Annotated in this window: 16 protein-coding genes and 2 tRNA genes; 13 read left to right on the top strand and 5 right to left on the bottom strand. The window is 39.0% G+C overall.

The window, feature by feature from the left end; translation table 11 throughout:
- Window positions 1-396: 396 nt before the first annotated feature.
- The 9 genes from AAG747_RS25815 (at window position 397) to AAG747_RS25775 (ending at window position 8355) form a co-directional block, all read left to right on the top strand.
- Entirely contained in the window at window positions 397-1086 is a 690-nt protein-coding gene (locus tag AAG747_RS25815) for a DUF1963 domain-containing protein (protein ID WP_346824140.1), read from the top strand.
- An 81-nt stretch (window positions 1087-1167) separates the two neighbouring features.
- Entirely contained in the window at window positions 1168-1332 is a 165-nt protein-coding gene (locus AAG747_RS25810; protein WP_346824139.1) for a hypothetical protein, read from the top strand.
- Window positions 1333-1495: 163 nt separating this feature from the next.
- Window positions 1496-1726: a hypothetical protein gene (locus AAG747_RS25805; protein WP_346824138.1), complete on the top strand. Its 231-nt coding sequence runs from the start codon at window positions 1496-1498 to the stop codon at window positions 1724-1726.
- Window positions 1727-1784: 58 nt separating this feature from the next.
- Window positions 1785-3008, top strand: a complete 1224-nt coding sequence (locus tag AAG747_RS25800; protein WP_346824137.1) for a toxin-antitoxin system YwqK family antitoxin — start codon at window positions 1785-1787, stop codon at window positions 3006-3008.
- A gap of 138 nt (window positions 3009-3146) precedes the next feature.
- On the top strand, window positions 3147-3989 hold the full coding sequence (locus AAG747_RS25795) for a VanW family protein (RefSeq protein WP_346824136.1): 843 nt from the start codon (window positions 3147-3149) through the stop codon (window positions 3987-3989).
- Between the two features lie 544 nt (window positions 3990-4533).
- Entirely contained in the window at window positions 4534-4968 is a 435-nt protein-coding gene (locus tag AAG747_RS25790; protein WP_346824135.1) for a cupin domain-containing protein, read from the top strand.
- A 184-nt stretch (window positions 4969-5152) separates the two neighbouring features.
- Window positions 5153-5326, top strand: coding sequence for a hypothetical protein (locus AAG747_RS25785; protein ID WP_346824134.1), 174 nt, complete (start codon window positions 5153-5155; stop codon window positions 5324-5326).
- 121 nt (window positions 5327-5447) lie between these two features.
- Window positions 5448-7337, top strand: a complete 1890-nt coding sequence (locus AAG747_RS25780) for an AAA family ATPase (RefSeq protein WP_346824133.1) — start codon at window positions 5448-5450, stop codon at window positions 7335-7337.
- A gap of 1 nt (window position 7338) precedes the next feature.
- Window positions 7339-8355 carry a hypothetical protein gene (locus AAG747_RS25775; RefSeq protein WP_346824132.1) on the top strand — a complete coding sequence of 339 codons (1017 nt, stop codon included), beginning with the start codon at window positions 7339-7341 and terminating at the stop codon, window positions 8353-8355.
- A 74-nt stretch (window positions 8356-8429) separates the two neighbouring features.
- Here AAG747_RS25775 and AAG747_RS25770 read toward each other — a convergent pair whose 3' ends face one another.
- The 4 genes from AAG747_RS25770 to AAG747_RS25755 form a co-directional block, all read right to left on the bottom strand.
- Complete coding sequence (locus AAG747_RS25770) at window positions 8430-8570, bottom strand: hypothetical protein (protein WP_346824131.1); 141 nt, start codon at window positions 8568-8570, stop codon at window positions 8430-8432.
- 49 nt (window positions 8571-8619) lie between these two features.
- Complete coding sequence (locus AAG747_RS25765; RefSeq protein WP_346824130.1) at window positions 8620-8781, bottom strand: hypothetical protein; 162 nt, start codon at window positions 8779-8781, stop codon at window positions 8620-8622.
- A gap of 312 nt (window positions 8782-9093) precedes the next feature.
- Window positions 9094-9177, bottom strand: a tRNA-Leu gene (locus AAG747_RS25760).
- Between the two features lie 21 nt (window positions 9178-9198).
- Window positions 9199-9271: transfer RNA gene (locus AAG747_RS25755), tRNA-Gly, on the bottom strand.
- Between the two features lie 374 nt (window positions 9272-9645).
- Here AAG747_RS25755 and AAG747_RS25750 point away from each other — a divergent pair.
- Window positions 9646-10239, top strand: a complete 594-nt coding sequence (locus AAG747_RS25750; protein ID WP_346824129.1) for a porin family protein — start codon at window positions 9646-9648, stop codon at window positions 10237-10239.
- 209 nt (window positions 10240-10448) lie between these two features.
- On the opposite strand, the gene AAG747_RS25745 is transcribed toward AAG747_RS25750, so the two are convergent.
- On the bottom strand, window positions 10449-11036 hold the full coding sequence (locus AAG747_RS25745; RefSeq protein WP_346824128.1) for a TetR/AcrR family transcriptional regulator: 588 nt from the start codon (window positions 11034-11036) through the stop codon (window positions 10449-10451).
- A gap of 116 nt (window positions 11037-11152) precedes the next feature.
- On the opposite strand from AAG747_RS25745, the gene AAG747_RS25740 reads away from it, so the two are divergent.
- From AAG747_RS25740 to priA, 3 genes are all read left to right on the top strand, one after another.
- Complete coding sequence (locus AAG747_RS25740; RefSeq protein ID WP_346824127.1) at window positions 11153-11734, top strand: NAD(P)H-dependent oxidoreductase; 582 nt, start codon at window positions 11153-11155, stop codon at window positions 11732-11734.
- Between the two features lie 243 nt (window positions 11735-11977).
- Window positions 11978-12682 carry a tRNA (adenosine(37)-N6)-threonylcarbamoyltransferase complex dimerization subunit type 1 TsaB gene (tsaB, locus tag AAG747_RS25735; RefSeq protein ID WP_346824126.1) on the top strand — a complete coding sequence of 235 codons (705 nt, stop codon included), beginning with the start codon at window positions 11978-11980 and terminating at the stop codon, window positions 12680-12682.
- 245 nt (window positions 12683-12927) lie between these two features.
- Window positions 12928-15453: a replication restart helicase PriA gene (priA, locus tag AAG747_RS25730; RefSeq protein ID WP_346824125.1), complete on the top strand. Its 2526-nt coding sequence runs from the start codon at window positions 12928-12930 to the stop codon at window positions 15451-15453.
- Window positions 15454-15560: the final 107 nt, after the last annotated feature.

The following is a 15560-nucleotide window of genomic DNA, read 5'->3' as shown; positions in this document are numbered from 1 at the left end:
GAATGCTTGGCAAAATGACCGCAACAACAAAGAAAGTCGGATAAACTGGCAGTTTACCACCAAGGAATCAAGAGTGAAACTAAAAAGACTTTATCCGTCATTTAATGATTAACATAACACTAGAACACTGTTTGACTTTTTCAATATATATTGTGTTTAGTGAAAACTTACGGTCATAAAATTGCCTTAACTACGATACCACTGGCAATCGTGATGGATTTAGTGTGAGTTCCTTTGTTTTTAGCGCTTACGTTCTATCTTTATGGCGAGGAAATACGGTTTTTTAAGAATAGAAATTTTTGCTATGAAATGAGGTGAATTTGTAAGGAGGGGATTTACATATTGATCTTTAAAAAAACACGAAACCAATTATATTCTATTATTAAAAATTCAGAGATGAAAGAGTTTAAGATCATCACATTTACTGCAAATCCAAAGAGATACTATCATGACTCCATAGAGGAAAATGAACGCTTACGAAGAGAAGGGTATGTAAAGCATTCTGCCATCGATATGCCATTGGGGTGTTCCCGTTACGGAGGGCCTGTGTTTGATATGCCGAAAGGCCTTACCCCTCCGGAAGATTTAGCCTTTGTAGCGCAATTGGATTTGAAGGAGTTTTCGAAATACGATCAAAATAACCTGTTGCCGGAAACCGGACAACTGATCTTTTTTGCGGATATGATAGAGGAAGAGTATAAGGTGATTTACTCAACGGTAGACAACAGCCAGCTGGAAAGGCAGGTACAGGTCCACGATGGAGATTTTTGGGACGGAGTCTTAATTGATCAGATTGCCTCAGATGTGGAAACCTGGGATGAAGACGACCTGATTCTTGACCGGGATGAAATTTATGCCATAGGGGACAAATACGAAGAGAGAAGTGGAATATCAAAGATTTTTGGCGTGTTCACGAACCTGGAAACGAGTGATGAAGAGGTCAATCAAAAGATTGAAAACGATGAGTTGGTCTTGTTGCAAGTGGGTGAAAGCGGCTTCAATGATGAAGGAGTGCTGACGGTGACCATCCCCAAAGAGGATTTGATCAAACGGAATTTTGACCGCTGTGTATTTTATTATGGTTGAATGTCTTTGCTCTTAAAACGCCCATGACTTCCGATTTTTTGTGAGAGGAACGTTATTGATGAGGATATAGAATAAAACACAATGAAACTATTCGGCCCGGATGCCGAAACAGGGTTGGCACAGTACATAATGGCAGAGAATATCGAAACCTTGGAAGAAAAGTATGTTCAAGACTTGGATCTCAATGCCCCTTTTGAAATTACAAAATATATCGAAGAGCCTCCCATTGTCTGCAGCATATCCTGAAGACATTAATAGAACACGGAACGTTTAGAGAAGTATGCAAGGCCCAAGAGTTTTTCGAAAATCCCGGGTTTTACATTGATAAATTATTCGATTGAACGAACCTTTGTAGGGCATCCGGGTAAATAAAAGTATCAAGTTGTTTTCAGGCATAATCGATTTTCAAATGAAGTATGAAAAATTATACTTTTCGATTATGAAAAGTAAAGGATATGATGCTGATCAAGTCGGTGAAGCATTGGATAAGCTAAACCTGGATTTTCCGGAAGAAAAGCTTTACCAAATAAAATCGGCGATCGTCTTCTTATCAAATTTTGAACGCGAAGTTCCCGGATTGGTTGAACAAGCAAATAGGAATTATCAATCCGTCTTAAATGCGGCAACGGTCAAAGAGTAGCGGGGTTAAAAGCGACCCAACGAAGCTTCGAATTACAAATTATTAAAAAGGGAAAACAATGAATCAGTCAAAAAAGTCCAATCCAGGTATTCCTATTCTTAACGGAACGCCCCGGGTCCACTATGATGAACTGGAATATATCGAAAAGGAGTGTTGTCTGGATGAGTGGGCGTATTATTACAAAGACAAATTATTTACAGGCATTGCCTGGTCGGAACTGAAGGGGGTTGTTGCTGAAGATACTTTGGAAAAGGGTGTTCGCAACGGACGCTGTGTAAGGGTTCATGCCAATGGCACATTGGCAGAAGACGGATATTACCAAGAGGATGAACCCGTAGGAGAACTCTTTAGCTGGGATGAAACCGGGAGTTTATTAAGATATTCCAAATATGACGATAATGCTAGGTGTTTACTGAAACGGGAATACAATTCTCAAGGGGTGATGGTCAAGGAAGTAGATGAACTTGAGGAATTCAGGCTTCGGCATTGGAGCGCAGAGGGAGCCTTGGTTTACGAATCCGCAACAGGTTTTCAACGGTGTTTTGCTCCCAACGGGAACTGTGTGATCGAGGAGGGCGATAGAGGAAAACCCGAAGAACGTAAACCTACGGTCTATTCGGACGAGGAGTTGTATGAACATGCCTTTGAGATGTTGTCAGCCGATATTCAAATGGTAGAGTACCCGGTTTTCAGATGGTTGAATCAGCAATTGGATCAGGGAGACATACGTGCTCTGAACTTACTATATACCTTATTGGAACATCCTTTGGTAAGCATTGCGGAAAGTGCTTTATACATTATCGGAGCAAGGAAATATCAGGAGGCTATTCCTTTGGTCCGGAAAATGACAGAAAGTACCCGGTGTAAAGCACCCGGTGCCGGGGGCTTTATCGGTACCACGGCAGAACTTGCCAAAATTACATTGATGAAACTTACCGGAAAAGGCAATGTGGAGCAAGCCATAGACGGGGCATGGGAAAAGCGAAAAGAGAGGGGCAGTGATTGGGAACTTCGCCTGTTAAGTATAAAGGATAACTGGCCGGAAATAAAGGCGGAATTTAAAGAAACTTTTATCGGGCAGGCGACATTAGAAACAGCTGATCAGCTATTTAGCGGAGAAGCGGCTGCTACAAAATTGGACTATATTCACCTTTACCGGTATGTGGTGGACGGACGCACTTATCATGCAACGGTTACAAGCTCTTCCCAAGAGCCTCTTCCTTTTATAGATGTGCGCTATAAAACGGAAAAACCTGAAGAATACATCATTGATGCAGAATGAACGGCATTTATGTATTCGCTTAAATGAGGTAATCCTGACGACCTGGTATTACAATTGATTTTATGTGGAAATCAGGGCGGAAAGTGAGAAACTCTTTTAAGAAAATGAAAATAGAAGTGTACCACACTGTTAGCTTAAATGAAGAAACGGAAATTACTTTCCCAACGGCATCCGGTCTTGTATTTTATTTCTGTCTGGGAAAAACGGGTAAGACGGAAACTGACTTGGTGCATCGACCGGAAACAGTATACAAAGAGAAGGTCGCTTGAAGAGTCGCTTGAAAAGTTACCTTACAGGGTAAAAAAGCATCAATCAAAATTGCTGAAAAAACTGGGGGAAACCGATATGCAATTGCAATTCAACAAAATTGACAACTTGAAAATTGTAGTTGCTAAGATTAACGGAACGTTGATCCAACCGGGAGAAACGTTTTCTTTTTGCAAAACGGTAGGATTGCCAACCCGGAAAAAAGGCTACAAAGAAGGTATAGAACTTTCATTTGGTAAACCCAGACCCGGTATCGGAGGGGGAATCTGCCAAAGCACCAACCTGCTACATTGGTTGGCTTTGCATTCACCTTTAACCATTACGGAAAGACACCACCATAGTGTTGATCCCTTCCCCGATGACGGAAGGGTGCTGCCTTGGGCAAGTGGGGCCGCTGTATTTTATAACTACCTTGATTTTCAATTGACCAATCACACCCAATGGACGTTTCAACTGAATTTATGGTTGACGGATAAACTGTTGGAAGGGGAGATAAGGGTGAATGAAGCGTTAGATTTTGCTTATCATGTAAAAGAGAAGAATCATAAGTTTATCAAAGTCGGGGATGAGTTTTACCGCAGTAATGAAATTTGGAGAACGAAGATTGCAAAATTCAGAAGTGGCGCTTTGCTCGAAGAAGAGTTGATTTCCAAAAACTATGGTAAAGTAATGTATGAACCCAAAAACTATGAGATAGAGGAGGGTGTCAATTAGAGTATAGGATGTGAGAAAACTATTTTGAACAGGTATTGAACTCAATACTGCATTTGCACCGGGGCGTTAGGGTTCAAACAGGAGGGGATAAGAATGGTAAATAAATGGAATGAATAATTTCTTGGTTTGGAAGTTAAAAGTGAATGTTCTGGGTAAGCTTACAGAAGGCAAACAGGCGCTAGCGATGAAATGTTTATGATATGTGTACACTCATTGTTGTATACATTTGACGGGATCGTAAAAAATGAAAAATGTTGTTGAACGATTGTGGAGTTCAATTACATCTTTTGTACCACTTTTTAGCTTGGACAAGCTGATCGCTTTTGTCTGGCTTACAGGAGTTGACGGGGCAATTGGTCGTATAGGCAATTTTACATTTTTTTAAATGTGCTTTCAGTTAAAAGCTTGAGAGGCATTTCTTCACAAAGGTAATTTTATAGTTAGGACGCCTTTGGTTCCACAGTAAGTACTCTGTACCCGGAACCGAGTGTGACCCATCAATGTTAGGCAACATATTGATAAATTTCATTAAATAATGGTACGAATGAAAATTACAATTTTGCATGTATTAGCCGTTTTGTTATGGACAGGATGCGCTGACAAAACAGAGTCCGGGAGCACAAAGCAAGTAGGAGCTGAAGTTCCGGCAGAAGTGATTGAAGAGTTGAAAATTGAGAACCTGCTGCGGGATTCATTAGAGTTAACAGGGAGTGTTGAGGTGATTATGAGTTATCTGGAGGTGCCCAAGCATACAACCTTGCCCACTCATTATCATCCCGGAGAAGAATTTGCCTATCTAATTGAAGGTTCCGGAGAATTGATACTGGAGGATCAGTCGAAAATGATGATAAAAGCCGGAGAAGTTGCCAAGGTTCCATTTAAACACGTACATAGTTTTTCAACCTTGGATGAGCCGGCTAAAATTGTGGTTTTCAGAGTGCATGAAAAAGGGCAGCCTGACCGCATCTTGGTTGAATAAACCCATGAACGAGAAAACTCCTTATCGTATATAAGAAAATACAGTGCATCTAAAAGCTCCGGACCCGGAGCTTTTAGTATTTACAAAGGGATGCTAAAAGAAGTGTACCCGGCACAAACCATCAACCACCAACCAGCCGACAAGATCCTTCCGGATCCTCTTACAGCCCAACTGGCTCTTGGTCATGGGCTTTGAAATGACAGGTGCCAACACCTACCACAAACAGGGCTTTTGCCTGACACAAACCGGAGAGAGTTTCACAACCCATATCGCCGGCCGTTATACCCGGGTGGACTTTGTGCATAACTTACAGAAGTTGTATCGATTAACCACTTTTAGGAGTTTGATGGTGGGGTGAAAAAGCTTGAATATATAAGTAAAATAAGCTAGATATATCAAAAAGGCATTGGAAGATAATTGCAAAATCAACCAATCTAAGTATATTAAGGGAATAGGATAAAGTAAAACTCAAGAAAACAATGGAATTATTGTATCTCTGGATTAAGAATGATAGAATGACGATAAAAAATCAATCGTTTAATTTCTCTAATCAGATAAACTTTAAATTTGAAAGAGAGAATGAGTTATCAGGAGTTTTAGTCTTAGAAGCGAACAGCAAATTTATAAATGACTTTTTTGGAAAAACAACCGATTTAGACGGTAAGATTGTAAATATTACGGGGATAATAGGAGAGAATGGTGTTGGTAAAACTAACTTGTTAGAGTTTATAATTGACCTACTTACTGATAGATTACCGATCGGTCGACAGTTTATTGTGGTATTCAAAGATGAAGAAAATAGCATTATCAAAACTTACCATACTCTTAGCGATTTCTCTCTAACTATAAAGGGAGAAGTAACAGGTTTTACAATTGAAAAACCCGTTGAACAGAGAATTATCCAAACTCCTTTTGGCGTTCCCATCAGAATACCTGAAAAGTTTGTAGATAATTTTGAAATAATCTATTACAACCCAATTCTTGATTTAAGAAATTACCCGCCAAATATTTCTAATGAGTTTAAGAATTATATAGATGTTTCGAGTAATGCATTAGTTGAAAATGATGTACTTCGAAAAGGAGATTCGTACCCTAAGGAGATCAAGCAAATTGAATTATATAAATTTTCAAATATCAGACGACAGTTTGACATGGCTTACAACCTCTCTTTAGAGAATATAAATAGTATAAACTTACCCAAAGAAGTACAAATAATATTTCATAGAGATTATTTCGACCCTAAAGAATCAAAACAAAATTTAACGGTTGAAAACGAAAAAATATTCAAGCATTTGGATGAAGTTATTAACAAAGCTTGGGCGGAAGTTAATTCAACACTCGACTATTATGACCATAATTATAGAGGTAGCGGCAAGAAAAACCCAACATCACAATATAGTAATGACCCTTCTTATCAAAAAGCCCTTGCAAAAAAATTAAAAATAGAGTTTAGTTTTTCCTTTATTCATAATTACTTCCTCAACTTAAATTCAATATTTAATATTGAAATTGGATTAGAGTTAAATGATATTAAAGGGGATACACTATTCGAAAAAACACAATACTTCTTTGAAAACCAGAAATGGGTTGGATATAATGATAAAGCTGTAAAGGCAGGGCCTCTTTATACAGCAGTACTTCGATGGATTGATGCTGTTGATTTTGAGAAGAACAGGATTGAAGATGATGATAATTCTTTTACAACAGGAGTTGAGGGGGGAACTGAAATTATGAATCTATATGAAGACTATTTGTTGTCATTACCATTGGATTATAAGTATAATTTTGTCTCAACCAGTTGGCGTAATTTAAGTTCGGGGGAGAGCGCATTAATGGATTTATATTCTCGACTATATTTTGCTAAACAATATAGATTAGATTACAATAATTCTGACAAACCATCAAATCATTTCTTATACATTCTTATTGATGAGGGTGAAGCAGGTTTTCACCCTCAATGGCAGAAAGAGTATTTATACAACTTAACAGTTTTTATACGAGAAGTCTTTAACAATAATAAGGTTCAGGTAATTCTCACTTCTCATTCTCCCTTTCTTGTTTCAGACTTGCCAAAAGAAAATTTAATTTTTCTTGAGAAAAAGGAAGGTTTATGTAAAGTTGTTTCATTTAACCAAGAACAAACTTTTGCTGCAAATATTCATTCTTTGTTTTATGAGCAGTTTTTCATGAAAGATGGAGTAATTGGCAAGTTCGCACAAGATAAGTTAAAGAGTGAACTAAAACCTTTGCTTGATGATAAAAATATAAGTTTAGATAAAAAAAGACTGGAGAAGGTTATAGCGATGATTGGCGAACCTGTTTTGCGGTCAAAACTCACTGAAATACTGAATTCTAAAACCGACGAATAATATGTTTAAATACGATAAAAATAAAAAAAAACAACTTTTTCGAGATATAGCAACTCAATTTTATGAAAAGCTGAATCCCCAGAAAAAAAATAAAGCTTATCATAAACATTCTATAATACATAGGTTAGATCAAAGAATCCAGAATGGAGGAAATGCTTCTAACAAGAATTATTTTTATCAGAAACTAAGTAAAAGTAATTATGAATTGCTCAGAAGTATAATTATTGGAAGTCCACAGAAGTTAAAGACGATTAAAGAAGAAATTGAAGCAGATCAGAATATCCCAGCTTTTTTTAGTGGTACAAATGGTAATCTAAAATCAACACCTTTTGGGGAAGAGGTTCTTGAAATGTTTGGTTATAATAACTTTAGGAAAAGCGAAAAAAGTAGATGGCTTGTAGAAAATTTAGATATACCAGTATGTCCTTATTGTAACTATGAACCGTTATTAATTGTGCCCCCCAAAACTCTTTGTGATTTCGATCACTTCATACCCAAAGTAATGGCTCCTTACCTTTCCATGTCCTTTTACAATTTAATACCATCGTGTACAATTTGTAATCAACGTTACAAGGGTGATAAACTAGCCTATATCCATCCTTATAGCCAAAGTTTGGATTCTATAGTCGAGTTTTCAATTAAACCGGATAGAGTGGATTTTTCTTCAGAAACATTTAACATAATATTATCATATAGAACAGGGGTTGAACCAAGCCAAGTTAAAAATGCCCAAGAAAATTTAAATCTCTTTAAGATTGTTGGCAGGTATAATTGTGAGCTTTTTATAAAAGAAGTAAAAAGGTTAGATAGCGTACAAAAAGCATATCCTGAGAGTAGAAAGATGGAACTCCTAGATGAAAAGCTAATAGGAAAAATAATTATTAAGGATAAATGCGATCTACTTAGAGTTATAGCGGAGACTTCAAGTATTCCATTCAATGAGGATGAAGCAAAAAGAGAGGAAAAAGGCAAGTTTAAAATGGACCTTGCAAAGGATTATTTCAAAATTATAGTCTAAATTATTTACTGAATTGGAAACAGGGGATTTATTAAATTCTTATTTCCAATTCAGCAGCAAACGAACGTCTTCTTTTACCAATCCTTATTGGCCAGTCCATTATCCAATACCATCCCTAAGCTTCTCAGGTAAATATCCGTCATTTCCAACGAATGGTGTCGTAACTGGCTTTGCAGGGTTTTGATACTCAGGTTTGATTTATAGAAGTTGACCAAAATAAGAGCTAGGTTAGATTGTTGGCCTTAAATAGCTAAATATTCCCATTCATCCCCGATGGAGTTGCCGTACTTTTGGAAAAGAATCAACTGGTACACAGCTATGCAAATCCGTCCAAGTCGGATTAAAATACAGCTTTACCTGAAAGTCTTTTTTAAGTTCTCCGGCTTCTTGTTCGCTGATCTTGCCCTCCAGTTGCAGTTCTTCCACCGCCTGGTACCATTTGCGCTGAAGGTGTCAACCTCCGGGTGCTACAAGGAAAATAGTAGTATAAGTAGTAGGTAGATAAAGATAGTTGTTGAAAATGATTCGTTTGTTAGTCTGTGGAAATATGTAACAGATTGTAGTCAATTAATACATACTAGTGTGGTTTTAAATGTATTGATTTTTGCCAGGAATTATGAAGAAGGCTTGTCAAGGTGCAATCTGAATAAATTGATATGAGTACTGTGAGATATTACTTATGGACTTTAAAAAAAATGCAGCATACTAATTAATATGCTGCATTTTTTTTAAAGGTTGTGCCGAAGGCGGGACTCGAACCCGCATGGGATTGCTCCCACACGCCCCTGAAACGTGCGTGTCTACCAATTTCACCACTTCGGCATTGTTTTATTTGCTCTTTTGAGCGGGAAACGGGTCTCGAACCCGCGACCTCCAGCTTGGGAAGCTGGCGCTCTACCAACTGAGCTACTCCCGCTTCATATATAATGTACGGAATTTTTGTAACCAGTTTAGCTTTTATTTTGCAAAAAAGCAATATTTCAATCTTATAAAGAACTCCTTTCTGAGAAAGGCAGTGCAAAAGTAATAATTTATTTGAAAAATCCTAACACTCTGTAATGTATTTTGTGAATGAGGATTAAGATTTTTTTTGAAGTATTTTTTTTGCCTTTTCAGTAGTTTTGATATTTGCCTGTATCTTATTGATCGTCAGTGTTTTTTATAGGGTTGTTTCGCTTGGTTTGATGCGGTTTTTTTAAGTGTTTTATTGAAAAAAGTCTCCGGAAGGATGTAACCTTTGCATAAACCTTGCGTGATTAATGGATAATTTTCACCAACTAATAATAACCAATGAAAAAACTAATTGTAGCATCTATTTTAACTTTGGTTTCTTTTTCTGCTTTTTCACAAGGAGTAAAAGTGATCCCTCAGTTTGGATTAAACCTTTCAAAGTATACTACTGATGAAAATCAGAAACTTTCTGAAGGCCGGATTGGCTATCAATTAGGGGTAGGATTAAGGATTGGAGAAAAAACCTACTTTCAACCCAGCGTTATGTGGACTCATATGAGTACCGAAATTGGAAAAGTAAAGGATTTGCATGCGGATAGCTTTTCAGATATTAGAGAAAACGCCACGATTAATACCATTCAGGTGCCTGTGATGATCGGGCATAGTGTGATCAATAGCGAGTTTTTTAAATTTCGCTTGACGGGAGGTCCTTCACTGACTTTTGTAACCAATGTAGATGAGAGTGATAATTTGTTGCTATTGCAAAAAGACAATTACAATAAAACCGTTTGGGGGTTAAAAGCCGGGGCTGGTGTGGATATCTGGATGTTAACCTTTGATCTGGATTATGAATTCGGAATGAGTAAAATGTATAAAAACGGTCCGGACAGTAAAAATAATATCTTGCGCTTGACTGCCGGTTTTAAAATCTAATTTTAAAGAAAGAATCTGTCGAGAATACAGACAAAGCCACTGGTGCCTAAAAACCAGTGGCTTTTTATTTGTTCAATTTTAACCGGGTCAGAACAGAATAGGGGGTAGTTGTTGCTGTTGTCAATAGCACTCATATGCATTCGTATTGATTCTGGAAAGAGAATTGACTAAAATAGGATGATGATTCGTATAATCAGACCGTAAATATTTTATTCCTCAGTATGCCCGGGTCTTTTATAAAAGGGTGTTAGAGCATTCATCAATAAGTCGATTACTTGGGCTTTTCCTAAAGGCAAGGCTTTGCCCATTACAGAATAGCCTTCGATATAGGGGAGTAGCAAACTGGTGACGGCTTGGGGATGGGAGGAGTAAGAGGCAAAGACTTTTACAATCCATTTGCAATAGGTTTGGTAATACTCAAAGACTACTTGTTCTATTTTGGGGTTCCGGGTGGACAGTGCCCAGATTTCTCTGAACATCGTACATTTTTCATCGGGATGACCATCCACCAAATGCATCATCAGGAGTTCTTTTAAGAATGGTTGGAGGTCCGCATTGCCCGATTTTGTAATCTTCTCCAAGGTATTTACAACCTCCTCTTCACAAAGTTTGAAATAATAGCCTATCGTAGCGCTTAATAGCTCGTCTTTGTCTTTAAAATAATACTGAAGGTTGCTGAGAGTGATTTTGGAATGCTCGGCAACTTTTCTCATAGAAAGGCTTCCACTCCCTTCTTTTCCCAGTAGTGAAATTGTGGTGTGGATGATGGTATTGATTTTTTCTTCTCTCTTGCCCATTGGTTAAACCTTAGTAAAAAATACAGTTCTTATTTGCAAGTATAGGTCAAGTGACCTATACTTGCAAAATTGGTCGGTTGACCTAAAATTGTAAAGCTTTAAAAATACTAATGATTATGCATAAAAAAGTATTGATTATCAATGGGCACCCGGATGAAAAAAGTTTTAATCAGGGAATCTGTAAGGCGTATCAGGAAGGGGCCATAAAGAGTAATGCAGAGGTGCAAACTATTTCGATACGCGATTTGGATTTTGATCCGAACCTGCAATACGGATATAGAAAAAAAGTAGAGCTTGAGCCGGATTTGCTGGATGCGATTGAAAAGATCAAATGGAGTGAGCATATGGTATGGGTGCATCCGTTGTGGTGGTATGGGTACCCGGCTCTTATGAAGGGGTTTATTGACAGGGTTTTCCTTCCGGGGGTTACATTTGCGTACAAAGAGGGGGCGTCAATGCCTGAGAAATTATTGAAAGGTAAAACCGCACGGATTATCTGTACGGCAGATACGCCTAATTGGTATTACCGGTATTTTTTGAAAAGCCCTGCTATAAATCAACTTAAAAAAGGAACATTGGAATTTTGTGGAGTAGGGCCCGTTAAAACCACCTATATCAGTCCGGTGAGAGATTCAAAAGAGAGCTTCCGGAATGGCTGGCTGGAAAAAATAACTCGGCTGGGAGAGCTTGTAAAGTAAGTAGGTATCCGGCATAATGAACTAGAAAAGTAGTGGAATGATCAAGTTACAATAGTTGATGTTGATCTGCTAATGATCAGTTCAGCCTGGTTTCAACCGGCCGTTCGTTTGCCAAACAAGACTTTCCGATAGGGGTGTTGGTTGTAATAGTAGATGGAACGGGGTGCCAAAAGTGTAATGGCAAACACTATGTTGATTCAAAATTTTGCTGGTCAATCGCTATCTTTTGCGTAATTTGGCGCTATGATTTTGAGTATTGAAACATCGACTACGGTTTGTTCTATTGCGGTGCATCGTGACCATCAATTACTTGCCTTGCAGGAGTTGCATCTTGAGCGTTCTCATTCCAGTTATTTGGCGGAGTTAGTAGAGAATACCATCCGGTATGCCGGAGGTACTATGAAAGATGTACAAGCGGTGGCCATTTCCGAAGGGCCGGGTTCTTATACGGGTTTGAGGATTGGCACTTCTACTGCCAAAGGTTTGTGTTATACCTTGGGTATTCCCTTAGTGGCTGTAAGTACTTTAAAAGCAATGGCTTGCGAAGTGGCTTCTTATCAGTGGGAGTGGCCTTCGGATGTGTTGCTATGTCCGATGTTGGATGCTCGCAGGATGGAAGTGTATACAGCCTTGTACACTATGGGATTAGAAGAAGTGGAAAAGGTGCACCCTAAGGTAGTGGATGAGACTTCTTTTGGAGAATATAAAGATAAAACATTGGTTTTGTTTGGAAATGGAGCGGCTAAGTGTAAAGAAGTGTTGAATGGGGATTCCTTTCAACTTGTGGAAGGGATCACTCCTTCGGCTAAATTTATCGGAGAATTAGCCATTCAAAAACTGGAAAAGGAGGAAGTTGTGGATATGGCGTATTTTGAGCCGTTTTACTTAAAAGATTTTATGATCAAACCTTCAAAGAAAAAGCCGTTTATTACAGGAATCGGTGAGTAGTTATTTCAAGTATTTGTGAGGGTAAATGGTTTGAACAACAGATAGTTGCTTGCATTTGTTGATAATGCCTTTTCTTGAAGTGACTACAAGCCTGAAAGCTTTGTTGATTCCTTAATGGTTGATGCGTGGCTGCCGATTCCTGATTTCTCATTATTTTTGATGAAGATTTACTACTTTTAGCAAGGGCCGTGAGGTTCTTGCCTGTTTCTTTATTTGAAAAACCCTTACACTAAACAGAAAGCAGCGTGTTGCTCAAAGACCCAAATCAGGTTCCGGAGTCAAGGACCATTAAGTATGTCGATGTTATTATTCCTGTGCCCATTCCGAAGCGGTATCGTTATGCCATTCCGAAGGAGTTGGAGCCTTATGTGCATATAGGCTTCCGGGTGGTGGTGCAGTTTGGGGAGAGGCGGCTATTGACAGCTATTGTTGCGGAGGTGTTGGAAAATCCTCCGGAGCATTATCAGGCGAAGTATATTTTGGATGTTTTGGATTTTGAGCCTACCGTCAATGCTACGCAATTGCAGTTGTGGAAGTGGATTGCGGATTATTATATGTGTACGGTAGGGGAAGTGATGAATATAGCCATTCCTTCGGGCTTGAAACTGACCAGTACTTCTAAAGTACAGTTGAATCCGGAATTCAATTATTTCGAACATGAAATGGAGCTGAATCCGCATGAAGATAAATTGTTGAATCATTTGCGGGGGGTGAATGCGGTGCCTTACGATCAAGTTTCGGAAATCCTGGGAATTAAAAGCGTTTATCAGGTAATTAAGAGTTTGATTAAACGAAGGGCGATCATTTTGTTTGAAGAGGTAAAAGAGAAGTATAAGCCCAAAAAGATAAAAAAAATACGACTGCGTGACGCTTATTTGGAGAGTGAGCAAGCGATGGAAGAGTTGTTTGCCAGCTTAAGTAAAAAAACAAAACAAGAGGAAATCTTACTTAAGTACTTGTCGGAGTTGCCAGTGTTGTCGCGGCCGGAGTTGAATAGGGAAGGGTTGGAGAAAACAGAAATTACCCATGGAGGGTTTTCGACTTCTTCTTTGAATACCTTATTGAAAAATCAAATTTTTGAAGAGTTTGAGGTGGTTCAGTCTCGCTTGGATGAAATGGAAGAGTCGGTCACTGTAGAGGCGTATGATTTTACGCTGAATGATATACAGGCCGGAGCATTGGACGATATTCTGGAAATATTTAAAGAGCGGGATGTGTGTTTGCTTCACGGGATTACCGGAAGTGGTAAAACGGAGGTATATATAGAGTTGGTGAAAAAAGTGCTTGCCAATGGCTCTCAGGTATTATTGATGGTACCGGAGATTGTGCTTACTGCTCAGATGGTGGTGCGCTTGCGGAAAGTGTTTGGGGAAAGTGTTGGGATATATCACTCCAAATTTTCGGATAATGAACGGGTAGAAGTTTGGAAAGGAGTGGCAGAAGGTAAGTTCCCGTTTGTAGTAGGGGTGCGTTCTTCATTGTTTTTGCCTTTTGATAATTTAGGATTGGTCATTGTGGATGAGGAGCACGAGTCTTCTTATAAACAGTATGATCCTGCGCCACGGTATCATGCCCGGGATATGGCGGTGGTATTAGCAAAGTTGCATCATGCAAAAGTGCTGTTAGGCTCGGCAACGCCTTCTGTGGAAAGTTACTATTTGGCAAAAACACAAAAATATGGATTGGTAGAGCTTAAACAACGGTATGGAAATGCGCAGTTGCCAGCGATTCACTTTGCCGATATTCGAAAAGAGCGCAAGCGAAAAACCATGAAGAGTGAGTTCTCCAGTTTGTTGCTCGATGGGATAAAAGAGAGCTTGAATCTTAACGAACAGGTAATTCTTTTTCAAAACAGAAGAGGATATGCTCCTTTTCTTACTTGTGAAGAATGTGCCTGGACTCCGAAATGCAACCAATGTTCGGTGAGTTTGACTTACCATATGTACCGGAATGAGTTGCGGTGTCACTACTGTGGGTACCGTGAGCCGGCTCCAAAGCATTGTATCGCTTGTGGATCGAGTAAGGTCAAAACCGTGGGGGTAGGTACGGAGAAGATTGAAGAGGAGTTGAAGGTTTTATTGCCTGAAACCCGAATCCAGCGAATGGATTTGGATACCACCAAACGCAAGTACAGTTACCAAAAAATCATTTCTGATTTTGAAAACCAACAAATTGATATCTTAATCGGTACGCAGATGGTGAGTAAGGGTTTGGACTTCGATCATGTAAGCTTGGTGGGGGTTTTTGATGTGGATAGAATGATACATTTTCCGGATTTTCGCTCACATGAACGGACGTTTCAATTGATTACTCAAGTGAGTGGCCGGGCCGGAAGAAGGGAGAAGCTGGGAAAGGTGATTATCCAAACGGCTAATCCCAATCAACTGATTTTGCAGCATGTTTTCAATCACGATTATTGGAGTTTTTTCAAACGGGAGGTATGGGAGAGAAAACAATATTTATATCCTCCTTTTACCCGGATTGTCAAGCTTTCGGTTAAAAGTGAGAGCCGGGAGCTGACCGATCATGCAGCAGAGCAGTTGGCAGTGTATTTAAGGGGGCGGATAGGACAAAAGAGGGTGTTGGGTCCCGAATTTCCGGTTATCGACAAAATCAGGAATCAGTATTTGAAAGATCTGATTGTTAAATTAGAGCGGGGGAAAGTGGATTTGGTGAAGGCAAAAACATTGATTGCAGAACAAATAGAGCGCTTAAGGCAACAGAAGGGTTTTAGAAAAGTATATATTGTTGTCGATGTGGATCCGGCTTAAACAAGGATGAAGGAGTGAGGGGTTGAAGGATTGAAGGGAGGAGAGAAGTAATAGGAAATGTGGAAAACCTAAAGATGGGTGATCGTTGCTTATTGCCACTTGGTTTT

The organism is Rapidithrix thailandica (genome assembly GCF_039710355.1).
Classification (GTDB): Bacteria; Bacteroidota; Bacteroidia; order Cytophagales; family Flammeovirgaceae; genus Rapidithrix; species Rapidithrix thailandica.
This window is presented reverse-complemented; position numbering and strand designations above follow the sequence as displayed.

Coding starts and splice junctions, on each gene's coding strand:
- AAG747_RS25740 (WP_346824127.1), top strand. CDS start 11,153: ATGCATAAAAAAGTATTGATTATCAATGGGCACCCGGATGAAAAAAGT.
- AAG747_RS25790 (WP_346824135.1), top strand. CDS start 4,534: ATGAAAATTACAATTTTGCATGTATTAGCCGTTTTGTTATGGACAGGA.
- AAG747_RS25775 (WP_346824132.1), top strand. CDS start 7,339: ATGTTTAAATACGATAAAAATAAAAAAAAACAACTTTTTCGAGATATA.
- AAG747_RS25800 (WP_346824137.1), top strand. CDS start 1,785: ATGAATCAGTCAAAAAAGTCCAATCCAGGTATTCCTATTCTTAACGGA.
- AAG747_RS25745 (WP_346824128.1), bottom strand. CDS start 11,036: ATGGGCAAGAGAGAAGAAAAAATCAATACCATCATCCACACCACAATT.
- AAG747_RS25795 (WP_346824136.1), top strand. CDS start 3,147: ATGAAGAAACGGAAATTACTTTCCCAACGGCATCCGGTCTTGTATTTT.
- AAG747_RS25780 (WP_346824133.1), top strand. CDS start 5,448: ATGGAATTATTGTATCTCTGGATTAAGAATGATAGAATGACGATAAAA.
- AAG747_RS25805 (WP_346824138.1), top strand. CDS start 1,496: ATGAAGTATGAAAAATTATACTTTTCGATTATGAAAAGTAAAGGATAT.
- AAG747_RS25815 (WP_346824140.1), top strand. CDS start 397: ATGAAAGAGTTTAAGATCATCACATTTACTGCAAATCCAAAGAGATAC.
- AAG747_RS25750 (WP_346824129.1), top strand. CDS start 9,646: ATGAAAAAACTAATTGTAGCATCTATTTTAACTTTGGTTTCTTTTTCT.
- AAG747_RS25785 (WP_346824134.1), top strand. CDS start 5,153: ATGGGCTTTGAAATGACAGGTGCCAACACCTACCACAAACAGGGCTTT.
- AAG747_RS25810 (WP_346824139.1), top strand. CDS start 1,168: ATGAAACTATTCGGCCCGGATGCCGAAACAGGGTTGGCACAGTACATA.
- tsaB (WP_346824126.1), top strand. CDS start 11,978: ATGATTTTGAGTATTGAAACATCGACTACGGTTTGTTCTATTGCGGTG.